This window comes from Streptomyces sp. NPDC001933 (assembly GCF_042890955.1).
In the GTDB taxonomy this organism is placed as follows: Bacteria; Actinomycetota; Actinomycetes; order Streptomycetales; family Streptomycetaceae; genus Streptomyces.
Map to the genome: position 1 here is coordinate 73,559 of NZ_JBIASS010000008.1, position 14,821 is coordinate 88,379.

15 protein-coding genes are annotated in these 14,821 nt (G+C 70.1%); 5 read left to right on the top strand and 10 right to left on the bottom strand.

All coding sequences use genetic code 11. From position 1 onward, the window contains the following. Positions 1-25: 25 nt before the first annotated feature. Entirely contained in the window at positions 26-856 is an 831-nt protein-coding gene (locus tag ACFYY7_RS20825) for an alpha/beta fold hydrolase (protein WP_388663350.1), read from the bottom strand. A 154-nt stretch (positions 857-1,010) separates the two neighbouring features. On the opposite strand from ACFYY7_RS20825, the gene sigJ reads away from it, so the two are divergent. Then, the gene (gene sigJ, locus ACFYY7_RS20830) at positions 1,011-1,904 is read left to right on the top strand and encodes an RNA polymerase sigma factor SigJ (RefSeq protein WP_388663351.1); all 894 of its coding nucleotides are present in this window, start codon (positions 1,011-1,013) and stop codon (positions 1,902-1,904) included. Positions 1,905-2,165: 261 nt separating this feature from the next. Continuing rightward, positions 2,166-2,933 carry a GntR family transcriptional regulator gene (locus ACFYY7_RS20835; protein ID WP_388663353.1) on the top strand — a complete coding sequence of 256 codons (768 nt, stop codon included), beginning with the start codon at positions 2,166-2,168 and terminating at the stop codon, positions 2,931-2,933. An 82-nt stretch (positions 2,934-3,015) separates the two neighbouring features. Here the strand turns inward: ACFYY7_RS20835 and ACFYY7_RS20840 are convergent, their stop codons facing one another. The 3 genes from ACFYY7_RS20840 to ACFYY7_RS20850 all read right to left on the bottom strand — a co-directional run bounded on the left by ACFYY7_RS20840 (position 3,016) and on the right by ACFYY7_RS20850 (position 6,282). Further along, entirely contained in the window at positions 3,016-4,173 is a 1,158-nt protein-coding gene (locus tag ACFYY7_RS20840) for an ROK family protein (RefSeq protein ID WP_266735366.1), read from the bottom strand. Positions 4,174-4,273: 100 nt separating this feature from the next. After that, on the bottom strand, positions 4,274-4,924 hold the full coding sequence (locus tag ACFYY7_RS20845) for a response regulator (protein WP_388663355.1): 651 nt from the start codon (positions 4,922-4,924) through the stop codon (positions 4,274-4,276). Between the two features lie 164 nt (positions 4,925-5,088). Next, the gene (locus ACFYY7_RS20850) at positions 5,089-6,282 is read right to left on the bottom strand and encodes a sensor histidine kinase (protein WP_388663357.1); all 1,194 of its coding nucleotides are present in this window, start codon (positions 6,280-6,282) and stop codon (positions 5,089-5,091) included. A gap of 108 nt (positions 6,283-6,390) precedes the next feature. Here ACFYY7_RS20850 and ACFYY7_RS20855 point away from each other — a divergent pair, with 108 nt between their 5' ends. From ACFYY7_RS20855 to ACFYY7_RS20865, 3 genes are all read left to right on the top strand, one after another. Further along, positions 6,391-7,329, top strand: coding sequence for an ABC transporter ATP-binding protein (locus tag ACFYY7_RS20855; protein ID WP_388663358.1), 939 nt, complete (start codon positions 6,391-6,393; stop codon positions 7,327-7,329). Positions 7,330-7,331: 2 nt separating this feature from the next. Further along, positions 7,332-8,069: an ABC transporter permease gene (locus tag ACFYY7_RS20860; protein WP_388663360.1), complete on the top strand. Its 738-nt coding sequence runs from the start codon at positions 7,332-7,334 to the stop codon at positions 8,067-8,069. Between the two features lie 97 nt (positions 8,070-8,166). Continuing rightward, positions 8,167-8,604 (top strand): hypothetical protein, encoded by a 438-nt coding sequence (locus ACFYY7_RS20865; protein WP_388663362.1) that lies wholly within the window; start codon positions 8,167-8,169, stop codon positions 8,602-8,604. Between the two features lie 100 nt (positions 8,605-8,704). Here ACFYY7_RS20865 and mug read toward each other — a convergent pair whose 3' ends face one another. From mug to ACFYY7_RS20895, 6 genes are all read right to left on the bottom strand, one after another. Further along, a complete protein-coding gene (gene mug, locus ACFYY7_RS20870) occupies positions 8,705-9,313 on the bottom strand; it encodes a G/U mismatch-specific DNA glycosylase (protein ID WP_388663363.1) in 609 nt (202 codons plus the stop codon). A gap of 19 nt (positions 9,314-9,332) precedes the next feature. Then, positions 9,333-10,775, bottom strand: a complete 1,443-nt coding sequence (gene purB, locus ACFYY7_RS20875) for an adenylosuccinate lyase (protein ID WP_388663365.1) — start codon at positions 10,773-10,775, stop codon at positions 9,333-9,335. 59 nt (positions 10,776-10,834) lie between these two features. Then, entirely contained in the window at positions 10,835-11,683 is an 849-nt protein-coding gene (locus ACFYY7_RS20880) for an SGNH/GDSL hydrolase family protein (RefSeq protein WP_388663367.1), read from the bottom strand. 140 nt (positions 11,684-11,823) lie between these two features. Further along, entirely contained in the window at positions 11,824-12,843 is a 1,020-nt protein-coding gene (locus ACFYY7_RS20885; RefSeq protein ID WP_388663369.1) for a hemolysin family protein, read from the bottom strand. After that, the gene (locus tag ACFYY7_RS20890; protein ID WP_388663371.1) at positions 12,840-14,177 is read right to left on the bottom strand and encodes a hemolysin family protein; all 1,338 of its coding nucleotides are present in this window, start codon (positions 14,175-14,177) and stop codon (positions 12,840-12,842) included. Before ACFYY7_RS20890 ends, ACFYY7_RS20885 begins: the two co-directional genes overlap by 4 nt. Before the next feature lie 172 nt (positions 14,178-14,349). Continuing rightward, positions 14,350-14,775: a GNAT family N-acetyltransferase gene (locus tag ACFYY7_RS20895; RefSeq protein WP_351263708.1), complete on the bottom strand. Its 426-nt coding sequence runs from the start codon at positions 14,773-14,775 to the stop codon at positions 14,350-14,352. Positions 14,776-14,821 lie beyond the last annotated feature (46 nt).

A 14,821-nucleotide genomic window follows, 5' to 3' on the forward strand; every position in this document is an offset into this window, starting at 1 on the left:
TACGGATCCGGCGCCCGGTGCGCCGTCAGCGGCTCGTGTCGAGAACGACGCGTGCCACCAGCGCCGGATCGTCGTTCATCGGCACATGACCGCAGCCCGGAAGCCGGACCAGCCGGGCGTCGGGGATGGTGTGCTTGGCCCTGATTCCCTGCCGGCGCAGCAGGATCCGGTCCCGGCTGCCCCAGGCGACGGTCACGGGCAGTCCCGGCACGTCGTCGGTGAACGCGACACTTCCCCCGGCGGCGAGCGTCTGATGGAAGCCGGTCGCCTCGCGCAGGGCAAGGGTCTCCGCGACGACGGCACCGGATGAACGGCGGCCGGGCCGGGCGTAGATGGTGCTGGTCAGCGCCGTGCGCCCGGCCGCGCTGCGCGAGAGCCGCTCGATCAGCGGGACCGGCATCGACAACGCGGCCCGCCGCATGGCCCGCAACGTCCCGAACGCGTAGCGGCGTTCGCCCTCGGTCCAGAAACCGGCGGGGGACAGCGCCGTCACCGACCGTACGAGCTTCTCCCGGCCGAGCCCCAGCGCCAGCAGACCGCCGAGCGAATTGCCGGCCACATGGGGCCGGTCCAGACCGAGCTCGTCGCAGAAGGCGCCGAGCACCTTCACCATGGTCGGCAGGTCGTACGGCAGACCCTCGGGCAGCTCCGGCGAGACACCGAAGCCGGGGAGATCGACGGCTATCACGTCCCTTTCCACGGCGAGCACGGACAGCACCGGATCCCAGGCCTGGTGGTGGTGACCGATGCCGTGGAGCAGGAGCAGCGGCTCGCCGGCGCCCGTCCGTCCATAGGCCACGGACACCGTCCGGGGCCCTTGCGATGAGTCGACGCTGAACGAGACCGTGGTGGCCATGCTGGTGCTCCCGGGGTGATCCGGCATGAAGGGGCCATGCCTGAAGGCGACTTAGACGTCTCGTCAATAACAATTACCGTTCAGTAGCCCGCAGTTCAAGAGGGGCCGGTGATTCGCGCTGGACAGGGTGCGACAGGTCGGCTGGGATGGGGGAGTGACAGCCGACACCGCGACCGATGTCTTCGAGAGCCACCGCCCCGTGCTCACCGGCGTCGCCTACCGCATGCTGGGCCGGATCGCCGATGCCGAGGACGTGGTGCAGGAGGCATGGCTCCGCTGGTCCTCCGCGTCCCGCGAGGACGTGCGGGAGCCGCGCGCCTTTCTCGTGAGGATCATCACCCGCCTCGCCATCGACCGGCTGCGCCAGGTGCAGTCGCGGCGCGAGGCGTACGTCGGGCCATGGCTGCCGGAGCCGGTCGTCACCGATTTCGGACCGTCCGTGCCCGACACCGCGGAGCAGGCGGTGCTGGCCGACTCCGTATCGGTCGCCGTGCTGGTCGTCCTGGAGTCCCTGTCGCCGCTGGAGCGGGCCGTCTTCGTGCTGCGCGAGGCGTTCGGCTTCCCGTACGCGGAGATCGCCGCCGCCCTCGACCGGACCGAGGCCGCGGTGCGCCAGCTGGCGGGACGTGCGCGGCGCCATGTGGAGGAGCGCAAACCGCGCTACGACGTCGACCCGGCGCAACGCCGTGACCTCACCGAGCGGTTCCTCGCCGCGGCGGCGGGCGGCGACATCGAGGAACTGCTGGCCCTGCTCGCCCCCGACGCGCGGCTCGTCGGGGACAGCGGCGGAAAGTCCAGGGCGCCGCTGCGGATCATCGAGAGCGCCGACAAGGTCGGCCGCTTCCTCTTCGCCGTCGCCCACGACCAGGCTGATGCCCTCGACCACCGGTTGCTGGAACTCAACGGCGGACCCGGCCTGCTGCTGCTCCTGGGCGGAAAGGTCGACTCGGTCGTTCAGCTCGACATCGAGGACGGGCTCATCCAGTGCGTATATATCGTGCGGAACCCTGACAAGCTCACCCACTTCCGCGACCTCCCGGAGAAGTAGCCGGCCCCTGGCCGCCCGGCCCTTCGTCGCGCCTGTCCGAAGCCCCGCGTCCTGCCCGGTCGTGGGGCTCTTTGCTGCGTTCGCCTCACGGCGCCACGAACGTCCTGTGAACGCTCTGCGGCAGAGACCCGTTTCCCTGCGTGACCGACCGAGGATTGGTCTTGACCAAGGGTGTGTACCGTCCTATGGTCTCAACGTTAAGACAGGAACCTTTAATAAATAACGTCGCGGAATAGCCGCTGGGTGATTGCGGAGGACAGGGTGGGGACGACGCAGCTGGAATCGGTGCAGGAGCCGAAGTACTGGCACCTCAAGACCGTGCTCAGTGAGGCACTCGACTCGGACTTTGCGGTGGGGGAGATCCTGCCCAACGAGCGCGAGCTCGCCGCCCGGTTCGGAGTCGCCCGAGCCACGCTCCGGCAGGCTCTGGAACAGCTCGAACTCGAAGGAAGGCTGCAGCGTCGCCGCGGCGTCGGGACCACCGTCGCGCCGCCGCGCGTCGGGGTCGCCGTCTCCACGGCACAGCGGGACTGGTCCGGCGGAGGTCCGGCCGAGGCCTGGCAGCCGGTGGACTGCTCCACCGCGGTCGCGCCGTCGTCGGTGGCGGCCGTGCTCGACGTGGAAGCCGACGAGCTGATACACATCGTGCGCCGGATCCGGGTGACCAACGGGCAGACCGTCGCGGCGGAGTTCCTGTACGTCCCGTCGTCATCCGTGCCCGAACTCTCCGCGATCGACGCTCCGTCCGGTCCTGCCCGGGCCCGCCGTGTCCTGCGCGAGCTGCACCGTCTCGGCCTCGACGGCCAGGACCGGTCGGTGGAGCTGGGCTCGGCGCGTGTGGACGACGCCAAGGAGCTCGACCGGCTGCCCGGCGCCCCCGTGCTCGTCGTCACCACCCGCTACCTCGCGGCGGGCGGTACCGCCGCGCTCTCCGTCGCCACGTACCGGGCCGACACCTGCCGGCTCACCTTCGGTGACTCGGGAGACCTGGAGATCAGCCACCACGACCAGGAACGCCGGGCCTCCTGACCGGAGCCGGCTCCACCGGTCCGCGCCGGTAGGTACCGTCCGCCGGCAGGCACCGTTCGCCGGTGTGCACGGCCCGTCGCAGTCAGCGGCGGGCCGTCACCGTTCCCTCCACCGCGAAGAGCTGCTCCTCCACGTGGTCGAGCGCCAGCCGTAGCGCACCGGTGGCCACCGCGGCCTCACCGAGCAGCGACAGCGTGACCCGTGGCGGCCGGAGGCAGTAGCGGGCCAGCTCGCTGCGGAGCGGATCGAGCACATCGTCCAGCCCGGTGGCCCAGCCGCCCACCACCACGAGCTCGGGGTCCAGCGCCAGCGCCAGCGCCGCCACATCGTGCACCAGACGCTGAATGAAGCGTTCGACCGCGGCCTGAGCCCGGGCATCGCCGCGCCGGGCCTCCGCGAACACATCGGCGACCGCGGGCTCGTCCAGCGGATCCAGCGGGGTGTCCGTCGTGGACAGAAGCCGCTCCGGAGTCACTTCACGGCCGAGCAGATGCAGCGCGCCGATCTCGCCCGCCGCACCGCCGAACCCGCGGTGCAGCCGTCCACCGATCAGCGAACCGGCACCCGGGCTCAGCCCCGCCAGGACGAACACGATGTCGTCGGACTCGGTGGCCGCGCCCTTCCAGTGCTCCGCGACCGCCGCGGCATTGGCGTCGTTCTCCACCAGGACCGGGCAGCGGAAGGAGCGCCTCAGCCGCTCGCCCAGCGCGAGACCCGTCCAGCCGGGCAGGGCGGTGCCCAGCCGGACCGTCCCGTCGGCCTCCACGATGCCGGGGCTGCCGACCCCGACCGCGCGCAGACTGCTCCTGGCCACGCCCGTCCGCCGCAGGAGGTCGGCCACCACGGCCCTGACCTTGTCGAGCCGGTCATCGGCGCCGGCGGTCTCCGACACCTCGCGGGCGCCCGCGCCGATGATCCGGCCGTCCAGCCCCGACAGCAGCGCGGAGACGCGGTGCGGGCCGATCTCGATGCCGAGCAGATGCCCGGCCTCGGCACGGAACCGGAACCGGCGGGCCGGCCGCCCCTGGCGCCGGGTCTCGCCCCCGTCGGGCCCCGACTCGACGACCAGCCCGGCCTCGAAGAGCCCCTCCATGACACCTTCGACCGTCGGACGGGAGAGTCCGGTGATACGGGTCAGGTCCGTCAGGGTCGGGGAGTCGGCACCTCGCAGGGCATGCAGTACCACCGCGGAATTGATGCGTCGCAACAGCGACGGATCCCCACCGGTCAGCCGGCCCACGGTGTGTCCTCCCAGCTCTAGCGCATGTCAGGCGGATGGTACTCGCTGCCCAGGTGCGGGGCGACCGTGGGCCGCGAGGCGGTTCCCAGGAGCCGGGAATTCAGCCCGGGGCGACGAACCCGGATTCATATGCCGCGATCACCGCCTGGGTACGGTCCCTCGCGCCCAACTTGGCCAGTACGGCACTGACATGGGTCTTCACCGTCTCGACGCCGACCACGAGCTTGGCAGCGATCTCCGCGTTCGACAGGCCACGGGCCATCAGCCGCAGGACCGCGGACTCCCGCTCGGTCAGGGCTGCCCGGTCCATGGCCGCGCGCGCCTTGCTCGTCCCGTACTCGGCGGCGAGCTGCCGGACCGCCGCCGGGAAGAGCAGCGACTCGCCTTCGGCGACCAGGCGCACGGCATGCACGATCTCGGCAGGCCGGGCACGTTTGAGGAGGAAACCGTCCGCACCGGCACGCAACGCCTCATAGACATACTCGTCGTTCTCGAAGGTGGTCACCACAAGAATCTTCGGCGGATCAGGCACCGTACGCAGCACCACCCGGGTGGCCTCGATCCCGTCCATCAACGGCATCCTGACATCCATGGCCACCACATCGGGGCGCAGCTGATGCAACAGAGGGATCACGGCGGCGCCGTCGCCCGCCTCGCCCACCACCTCGATATCAGGCTGGGCCTCAAGGACCGCACGCAACCCCGCGCGGACGAGGGGCTCGTCGTCGACCAGAAGTACGCTAACCGGCATTGGGCCACCCTAAGCGCTGTCCCGCACCCCCTGGCGGGCGCACGACGACAGCTGCGGCACCTCGCCGCGTCGCCGGAACACCCGCCCGCACCCGGTGTGCCGACGCCCCCTGTCTCGCGACCTGCCGCATTCGACGCCGCGCCGCCGCACTGATGGGCGAAGGGCTAAGGGGCAGCCCTGAGGCCGTCCAACGGGAGCCTGGCACGAACGCGCCACTCCCCTTCGTGCGGACCCGTCTCGGCCTTTCCGCCCAGCAGCGCGGCCCGCTCCCGGATGCCCCGCAGTCCGCTCCCGCCGCCCGGCACCGCTGCCGAATCGGCTATCGCGGCACTGAGCGGATTGGTCACCTCCAACTCCAGCCCGCCGTCGGCGACGGTGATCCGCACGCGGACGGGAACCGTACCCGAATGACGCAGCACATTGGTGAGGGACTCCTGAAGGATGCGATATCCCTCGCGGGAGACCGCGCCCGGAACCTGCTCCAGCGGACCTGACACGTCAGCGTCGATCTTCGCGCCCGAGCCGCGCGCGGAGTCCAGGAGCCGGTCCGCTTCCACGAGCGTCGGCCGTTGCCCTACGGGCGGCCCCGATTCGCGCAGCACCCGCAGAACCCGCTCCAGATCGTCGAGCGCGTCCCGGCCCGTCTCCTCGATCGCGGCAAGGGCCCGTTCTGTGAACTCCGGGTCGTGTGCAGCCCGGGCCGCGCCGGCCTGTACGACCGCGACCGTCAACGCGTGCCCGATCGAGTCATGCAGCTCACGCGCGATGCGGTTGCGCTCCAGCAACTGCTCGGTGCGCTCCTCCAGAGCGGTCAGCCGCTGCACCGGCGAGGGGCCGAGAAGCTGCTTGGCAGCCTCGGTGATCAGCCGGCCGCTCAACACGACGACGGCGAGCAGCGGCAGAAGGGGCAGAGGGGAGAGCAGGGCATACCACCAGTGCGGCTCCACCCCGCGGACCAGCCATTGATCGCTCGGGCCGCTGCCGGAGGCGGTGAGGACGAGGTCCACCGCGGTTGCCGACAGCCACACCGTCGCGTACCCCACGGGAACGGCGAGCAGCATTCGTATCTCCAGCCACAGCACGGTTCTCCAGCGGTCACCCCAAGTGGCGGCCGTGGCCGCGGAGATACTGGCATCAGCCTTGCCTCGTTCCTCCGGTGCGAGCAGAAGTTGTGCCTGTACCCCCTCGGCCAGCCGCATACCGGGCACCAGACCGACCGGTACCGCGAAGACCATGGGCGCCCATGGGGAATCCGGCGAAATGAACAACCACACGCTGTAGCCCGCACCCGGGATGAGGAGATGCAGCCACCGGGTGTAGGTGACAGATGCGGCGAGCGGGCGCAGAAGGCGGAACATGCAGCCATCGTGCCAGCCCGCATGCGTGCGGCGGCTCCCCCGCGAGAGGGAGACGATCCCCACGCGCGAGGGAAGCGGGGACCCGGACGAGACGGCGAGGCTGAGGACATGACCAGCATCGACGTCCACAAGCTCACCAAGGCATACGGCACGACCCGTGCCGTGGACAACCTCACGTTCAGCGTGCGCCCGGGGCGCGTCACCGGCTTCCTCGGTCCCAACGGCGCGGGCAAGTCCACCACCATGAGACTCGTCCTCGGCCTCGACCGGCCCACCGGCGGCAAGGCCACGATCGGCGGGCAGCCCTACGCCGCGCTCAACGATCCGCTGCGTCGGGTGGGCGCCCTGCTGGACGCTCAGGCCGCCCATGGCTCGCGCACCGCGCGGAACCACTTGCTCGCCCTGGCGGTCAGCAACGGCCTCGGTGCGCGCAGGGTCGAGGAGGTTCTGGAAGAGGCAGGCCTCAGCGAGGTCGGCGGAACCCGGATCAAGACCTTCTCACTCGGCATGCGACAGCGGCTGGGCATAGCGGCCGCCCTGCTGGGCGAGCCGGAGGTCGTGCTGCTGGACGAGCCGTCCAACGGTCTCGATCCGGAAGGCATCATCTGGATCCGTGAGCTGATGAAGCGGCTTGCCCGCGAGGGACGCACGGTCCTGGTCTCCAGCCATCTGATGAACGAGACCTCGTCGTTCGCCGACCACCTCGTGATCCTCGGCCGGGGCCGGCTCCTCGCCGACCTGCCGATGCAGGACTTCCTGGACTCCCGCAGCAAGCCCCGCGCACGGATGCGGACGACCGAATCCACGCGGCTGCGCGATGTCCTCATCCGCAAGGGATATGACCCCGCGCAGGGCGAGGACGGCTCATGGACCATCGAGGGCGCGAAGGCAGGGGAGGTCGGTGCGATAGCCGCCGCCGAAGGCATTCCTGTCCTTGAACTCGTCGATGAGCAGGCCACGTTGGAACAGGCCTACCTCGACCTCACCGCCGACGCCACGGAATTCGCATCGGCGCCGACCTCATCCGCCAACCGTCAGGAGGCCTGACCATGTCGACCACCGCAGTACTGCGCTCCGAGTGGATCAAGATCAGATCGGTCCGGTCCGTCACGGGATCCTTGATATCCGTCCTCGCCGTGACACTTGCCGTCACCCTGCTCGCGTTCTCCACGGTCGGCCAGGCCGAGGCGGACAATGTCGACGCCGAACCGGTCTTCGACGCCTTCTACGCGCTGAACTTCGGCCAGATCGCGGCCATCAGCTTCGGAGCGACCGCGATCTCGTCCGAGTACCTCAACGGAGCCCTGCGTATATCGCTAGCCGCCGTGCCACGCCGCAATCTCTTCTACGCTGCCAAGATCGCCCTCGTCGGAGCGCCGGCACTCGTCGTCGGCCTCGTCACCAGCTTCGGCGCCTTCCTGGTGGGACAGCTGTTCATGGGCGAGTACGCGATCGACCTGGGGGAGCCGGGCGCGCTGCGGGCGGCCTTCGGGGGCGGGATCTATCTGGCGCTGATGGCCCTGTTCGCCGCCGGACTGACCGTTGTGCTGCGCAGCGCCGTAGCCGTGCTCAGCCTGCTCATCCCGTTCGTCCTCATAGTCTCCTTCGTGGTCGGTGATGTCGCAGGCGGAGTTGCGCAGTATCTACCGGACCGGGCAGGACAGTTGGTGCTCCACCAGAACCCCGAGGGAAGTCTCGGACCGTGGGGCGGGCTCGCGGTGACAGCGGCCTGGGCGGTGGCTGCCCTATTGGCGGGCTGGTGGGCGCTCCGGCGCAGGGACGCGTAGCCGGTTGCCACGATCCAATACGGCTCAAGGCGGCTGAAAGCACCTCAAAGGCCATGGCGAGGAGCGGCTTGTCAGTGCTGCACGGTTTACTGGCGGCATGACCACCGCACATCACCTCCGCCTCATCGACACGATGCGCACCTCGGGCTTTCCCACGGAGCGCATCCGGTCAGGCTCGGGAGTCAGCGGGCCCGGCTACCACACGGCGTCCCTGCATGCGGACGTCGATCACTGGGACGACGACGAGGTGCGGCGACTGGAACACCGGGCCCAGTGCCTCGCGGAGCATGACGCCCTGCTGACACTGCTCGCCGGTCGCTGGGGTGAGCCGCAGGCGATCAGCCTGTGGAGTGCACAGGAGCGGATGACCGCCGGCGAGGAGATACCGGAGGCATGGGCCGATACGGTTGCGGGCTGCGAGTTTCTCCAGCTCTGGAGGATCGAGGAGCGGTGGATCGGCATCGGTCTCTACCTGGAGGAGGAAGGGCCGGGGTGTGAGTTGAACGTTGTGGTGACGGAGATCGATCCGCCGTGACCTGAGCAGGCCGTCGGCCGTCGGTCGGAACGACGTTCGGGGAGACGTTCGGTGCGGTCGAGACCTGATGCCGGGAACGGAGGCTGTGGCGCCAGGCGTGTCAGGTGGCTTCCGCGGGATCGGTGAGATCGGCGGGATTGGCGGGGGTAGCGGGGAAAGCGGGGTCGGCGGTGTTGTGGTCGACGCAGGCGAGGAGGCGGCCGTACTCCTCCGCCATTGTCTGAGCGGTCCAGTGGGCGTTGAGGCCGCTGGGGTTGGGCAGGGCCCAGACGCGGGCGCCGCCGATTGCGTGGTCCTGTGGGCCGATCCGTGCGGTACGCCTGCCGAAGGCCGTGCGGTACGCCGTGACCCCTACGACCGCCAGCCATTGTGGTCGCAGCAGTTCCACCTTGGCTACCAGGATCTGACCGCCCTCGCGGAACTCCTCGGCGGTGAGCTCGTCCGCGCGGGCGGTGGCCCTCGCGACCACATTGGTGATGCCGAGGCCGTATCGCAGCAGTTCGCTCTGTTCGGCCGGTTTCAACTGCCGCGGTGTGAAGCCCGACCGATGGAGTACCGGCCAGAACCGGTTGCCGGGGTGGGCGAAGTGGTGGCCCGTCGCCCCCGTCATCAGGTTCGGGTTGATCCCGCAGAACAGCACACGCAGGCCGCCCGCGACCACATCGGGAACGGTGCGGTCGCGGGCGGCCTGGAGCTCTTCGGGTGTCATCCGGCGGTGGTCGTGGCCGTCAGAGGATGGAGCCCGGCGTGTATGCGGCGGCCTCGGGGTGCTGCTTGGCGATCTCCTCGATGCGGGAGACCAGCGCCGTGACCTGGTCGCCCGCGGCGCCGGTGAAGGAGAGCTTGTCGGCCATCAGCGCGTCGAGCTGCGCGCGGTCCAGCGGGATGCGGTCGTCGGCGGCCAGCTTGTCGAGCAGCTCATTGCGCTCGGCGCCCTGCTCGCGCATGGCCAGGGCCGAGGCGACCGCGTTCTCCTTGATCGCCTCGTGGGCTACCTCACGGCCGACACCCGCGCGCACCGCGCCCATCAGGACCTTGGTCGTAGCGAGGAACGGGAGGTAGCGATCCAGCTCACGGGCGACGACTGCCGGGAACGCCCCGAACTCGTCGAGCACCGTCAGGAAGGTCTCCAGCAGACCGTCGAACGCGAAGAAGGCGTCCGGGAGCGCCACCCGGCGGACCACGGAGCAGGACACGTCGCCCTCGTTCCACTGGTCGCCCGCCAGCTCACCAGTCATCGACGCGTATCCGCGCAGGATCACCATCAGGCCGTTGACCCGCTCGCAGGACCGGGTGTTCATCTTGTGCGGCATCGCGGACGAGCCGACCTGACCCGGCTTGAAGCCCTCGGTCACCAGCTCGTGCCCGGCCATCAGACGGATCGTCTTGGCGACCGACGACGGGGCCGCGGCCAGCTGGACCAGCGCGGTCACCACGTCGTAGTCGAGCGAGCGCGGGTAGACCTGGCCGACCGAGGTGAAGGCCTGGGAGAAGCCGAGGTGTGCGGCGATGCGCTGTTCGAGGTCGGCGAGCTTCCCGGCGTCGCCGCCCAGCAGGTCGAGCATGTCCTGCGCCGTGCCGACGGGGCCCTTGATGCCCCGCAGCGGGTAGCGGTCCAGCAGGTCCTCGAGCCGTCCGTAGGCCACCAGCAGCTCGTCGGCCGCAGTTGCGAACCGCTTGCCGAGCGTGGTCGCCTGCGCGGCGACGTTGTGGGAGCGGCCGGCCATGACCAGCTCGCGGTACTCGCCCGACAGCTTGCCGAGCCGGGCCAGGACCGCCACCGTGCGGTCGCGCATCAGCTCCAGGGAGAGCCGGATCTGCAGCTGCTCGACGTTCTCCGTGAGGTCCCGGGACGTCATGCCCTTGTGGACCTGCTCGTGGCCGGCGAGGGCGTTGAACTCCTCGATCCGGGCCTTGACGTCGTGCCGGGTGACCTTCTCGCGCTCGGCGATCGAGGAAAGGTCGACCTGGTCGATGACACGTTCGTAATCGGCGAGCGCGGCGTCCGGAACCTCGATCCCGAGGTCCTTCTGAGCGCGCAGCACCGCCAGCCACAGCTGGCGTTCCAGCTTCACCTTCTGCTCGGGGGACCAGAGGACGGCCAGCTCCGTGGAGGCGTAGCGGCCGGCCAGGACATTGGGGATGCGAGGCTTCGCAGACACAGCAGTCACGTGTCCGGATTCTACTGGTGGTTTGTGCAGGCCAGCGCCGCGGTCCGGTTTGTGGGTTGCTACGAGAGCGGCGCCGAGTCGATCCGGCGCCAGGTCGCCACGGGGCCGGGGACGCCGTTGTCCTCGGGGGTGACCCAGAACGCCCGACCCAGCTCGGCGCTGTACTGGGCGCCCGTCCGGCCGTCGCCGGACGAGCGGCCGGTCAGGCGGCGGCCGATCCACGGCATCAGGTGCTCGCGGGCGAAGCGGAGGTCGTCGACCCGCCGCCTGGCCCACCCGGGCGGTACGGCGGTCGACAGGGGCGTGCGCCAGTCGTTCTCCGGAGGCAGTCCCAGCGTCTGCCAGACCGCCTCGGCGACCCTGGTGTGCCCGTCCCCCGTCAGATGCAGCCGGTCGACGTCCCACATCCGGGGATCACCCAGGGCCGCTGCCCCGTACAGATCGACGACCACCGCTCCGTGCCGGGCAGCCAGGTCGTCGACCAGGGCGAACAGCTCCTCCATCCGCGGACGGAAACGCTCCATCACCGGACCGTTGCGCCCCGGGCTGCGCATGAGCACGAGCGTGTCGCACGAGGGGGCGAGTCGCTCCACGGCCTCTTCGAGCCGTCCGCGGACCATGCCCATGTCGCACTTGGGCCGCAGTGTGTCGTTGAGTCCGCCGACGAGTGTGACGACATCCGCCCGCATGGCGGCGGCCACATCGACCTGCTCGTCGACGATCTGGCCGATCAGCTTGCCCCGTACGGCGAGATTCGCGTAGCGGAATCCCGGCGTGCGGGCGGCGAGCCGTCCGGCGAGGACGTCGGCCCAGCCGCGGTACGAACCGTCGGGCAGCAGGTCCGACATGCCCTCGGTGAACGAGTCGCCGACCGCGACAAGACTGTTGTAGGAGGCATTTGTTTCCATGGCGATGCGATCGTATCGCGGCGGATCCGGCCACTCCCGGGGGCCGGAAAAGGCCGGAAAAGGCCGGAAGGGAACGGAAGGGGCCGGACGGGGACGGAAGAGGCCGCGGCCGGAATCCCGTGCCGCGGCCCCCGCATCGGTCAGCGCGCCTTCGGGCGCCCCACCAGCTCGCGGAGCACGTCCTCCATGGTGACCATTCCGGCCAGCCGGTCGTCCTCGTCGAGCACCGCCGCCAGGTGCGTACGGCTGCGTCGCAGTGCGGTCAGGGCGTCGTCGAGCGGTGTGCCGGCCCGGACCCGCGCGATCGGGCGCATCGCCGTCACCGGGAAGGGCACATCGCGCGGTGCGGCATCGAGGGCGTCCTTCACATGGAGGTAGCCCAGGATCCGCTCCTCGCTGTCCATCACGGGGAAGCGCGAGAAGCCGGTCTCGTTCGAGAGCCGCTCCAGCTGTTCCGGCGTGGTCCCGACCCTGGCGTACACGACCCGGTCCACCGGCATCACCACATCACGCACCGGACGACGACCCAGCTCCAGGGCGTGGCGCAGTCGCTCGGCCGAGCGGTCGTCGACCAGCCCGGCGTCGCCCGAGTCCGTCACCAGCCGGGCCAGTTCGTCGTCGGAGAACGTGGCGGACACCTCGTCCTTCGTCTCGACCCGCAGGATCTTGAGCAGCGCGTTGGCGAAGGCGTTGATCGCGAAGATCACCGGGCGCAGCGCCCTGGCGAGGGCCACCAGCGGTGGTCCGAGCAGCAGTGCGGCGCGAACGGGCTCGGCCAGAGCGATGTTCTTCGGCACCATCTCGCCGAGGAGCATGTGCAGATACGTCGCCACGGACAGCGCGATCACGAACGAGATCGGATGGATCAGTCCGTGCGGCACGCCCACCGCGTCGAACACCGGCTCCAGCAGGTGCGCGAAGGCCGGCTCGGCGACGATACCGAGCACCAGCGTGCAGAGGGTGATGCCCAGCTGCGCGGCCGCGAGCAGCGCCGATACGTGTTCGAGGCCCCAGATGACGCTGCGCGCCCGCCGGTTCCCGGCCTCGGCTCCGGGCTCGATCTGACTGCGGCGCACGGAGATCAGCGCGAACTCCGCCCCGACGAAGAAGGCATTGACGACCAGGGTCATCAGTCCGATGAAGAGCTGGACGGCGATCATCGTGCGTCCTCCGTCCGCTTGTCGTCGCCGGGCAGCGGCGCATGCAGCAGCGCCCGCGCGGCGCGGCGTCCGGATGCGTCGACCACGTCGATCCGCCAGTCCGCCAGCTCGACGGTGTCACCCACTGCCGGGATGCGGCCGACCTCGGTGGCGATGAGCCCGGCGAGCGTCTCGTACGGTCCGTCCGGCACCCGCAGTCCGATCGTCTTCAGCTGGTCGATGCGCGCGGCGCCGTCGGCCGACCACAGAGTCCGCCCGTCGGCGTCCTCGCCGGCCGGTGCGAGGTCCGCGGTCTCGTGCGGGTCGTGCTCGTCGCGCACCTCGCCGACCACTTCCTCGACGATGTCCTCCAGCGTCACGACGCCCGCCGTGCCGCCGTACTCGTCGATGACGACGGCCATGGCGAGCTTGCCCGACAACCGGTCCAGGAGCCGGTCCACCGTGAGCGTCTCCGGTACGAGCAGGGGGTCGCGCAGCATCTCCGACACGCGGGTACGGGACCGCTGCTCGGCGGGGATGGCCAGCACGTCCTTGATGTGCGCCACACCGACGACGGTGTCCAGGCTGCCTAGGTAGACGGGGAAACGGGACAGGCCCGTCGCCCGGGTGGCGTTCGCGACGTCCTCGGCGGTCGCCTGCGCCTCCAGCGCGGTGACCTGGACCCGGGGGGTCATCACGTTCTCCGCCGTCAGTTCGGCCAGGTTCAGCGTGCGGACGAACAGTTCCGCCGTGTCGGCCTCCAGCGCACCTTGCTTCGCGCTGTGCCGGGCCAGCGCCGCCAGCTCCTGCGGGCTTCGCGCGGAGGCCAGTTCCTCGGCCGGTTCGAGGCCGAAGCGGCGCACGATCCGGTTGGCGGTGTTGTTGAGGTGGCTGATGAAGGGGCGGAAGACGGCGGTGAAGGCCCGCTGCGGGGTGGCCACGGTCTTCGCCACGGCGAGCGGGGAGGAGATCGCCCAGTTCTTCGGGACCAGTTCACCGACGATCATCAGGAACACGGTGGACAGCGCCGTTCCCAGCACCAGGGCCACCGAGGACGCAACGCTCGGGGAGAGGCCGACCGCCTCCACCGGACCGCGGATCAGCTTCGCGATGGACGGTTCGGAGAGCATGCCGACCACCAGGTTGGTGACGGTGATGCCGAGCTGCGCGCCGGAGAGCTGGAAGGTGAGGCTGCGTACGGCCTTCATGGCGCTCGCCGCGCCCCGCTCGCCCCGCTCGACGGCGCGTTCGAGCTGTCCGCGCTCGACCGTCGTCAGAGAGAACTCGGCCGCGACGAAGGCGCCGCAGGCCAGCGAGAGCAGTACCGCCACGAGCAGTAGAAGCACTTCGGTCATCGGTTCACCTCCGTCCCATGATCGGGCAGGGGCAGGAGGATCGCTCGGTGCCGGCGATGTCGACTACTGGGAGGCTCGCCCATGGGCGGACGCTCACACCTTTCGGAAGGATCGGACAGGAGGACACCATGGTAAAGGATCGGCAAAGGCAGCCGTCTTGTCGGTGATCTTCTCAGTCGCTGAGCGGCTTCACCCAGCGCCGCCAGTGATCCTCGCGGTGGTAGCCGCTCGCGGCCCAGGTGTGGTGTGCCCGTTCGTTGGCTTCGAGGACCATGGCGTCGACCCGTCGCCCGCCAAGGGCGAGGAATCGCTGTTCCGCCGCTTCCATCAAGGCGGTGGCGACCCCTTGTCGGCGGCAGTCGGGGTGCACGGCCAGCCGGTAGGCGGAGCACCGCCAGCCGTCGAAACCGGCGATGACGGTTCCCACGAGGCGGCCGTCACGGGCCGCCAGCAGCAGGGCTTCGGGGTCTGTCGAAATGAGCCGGGCCACTCCGTCGTGGTCGTCGCTGATGCTCGTGCCCTCCGCGGCCTCGCGCCAGAAGCGCAACACGGTGTCGATGTCGGGGAGGCCGGCGTGGCGTATGCGGAGATCACTCATGGGGCGAGCCAAGCAGAGCGCGGATCCGTTCGGCGAATGATTTCGC

Coding starts and splice junctions, on each gene's coding strand:
- ACFYY7_RS20825 (WP_388663350.1), bottom strand. CDS start 856: ATGGCCACCACGGTCTCGTTCAGCGTCGACTCATCGCAAGGGCCCCGG.
- ACFYY7_RS20845 (WP_388663355.1), bottom strand. CDS start 4,924: ATGCCGGTTAGCGTACTTCTGGTCGACGACGAGCCCCTCGTCCGCGCG.
- ACFYY7_RS20850 (WP_388663357.1), bottom strand. CDS start 6,282: ATGTTCCGCCTTCTGCGCCCGCTCGCCGCATCTGTCACCTACACCCGG.
- ACFYY7_RS20855 (WP_388663358.1), top strand. CDS start 6,391: ATGACCAGCATCGACGTCCACAAGCTCACCAAGGCATACGGCACGACC.
- ACFYY7_RS20860 (WP_388663360.1), top strand. CDS start 7,332: ATGTCGACCACCGCAGTACTGCGCTCCGAGTGGATCAAGATCAGATCG.
- ACFYY7_RS20865 (WP_388663362.1), top strand. CDS start 8,167: ATGACCACCGCACATCACCTCCGCCTCATCGACACGATGCGCACCTCG.
- mug (WP_388663363.1), bottom strand. CDS start 9,313: ATGACACCCGAAGAGCTCCAGGCCGCCCGCGACCGCACCGTTCCCGAT.
- ACFYY7_RS20880 (WP_388663367.1), bottom strand. CDS start 11,683: ATGGAAACAAATGCCTCCTACAACAGTCTTGTCGCGGTCGGCGACTCG.
- ACFYY7_RS20885 (WP_388663369.1), bottom strand. CDS start 12,843: ATGATCGCCGTCCAGCTCTTCATCGGACTGATGACCCTGGTCGTCAAT.
- ACFYY7_RS20890 (WP_388663371.1), bottom strand. CDS start 14,177: ATGACCGAAGTGCTTCTACTGCTCGTGGCGGTACTGCTCTCGCTGGCC.
- ACFYY7_RS20895 (WP_351263708.1), bottom strand. CDS start 14,775: ATGAGTGATCTCCGCATACGCCACGCCGGCCTCCCCGACATCGACACC.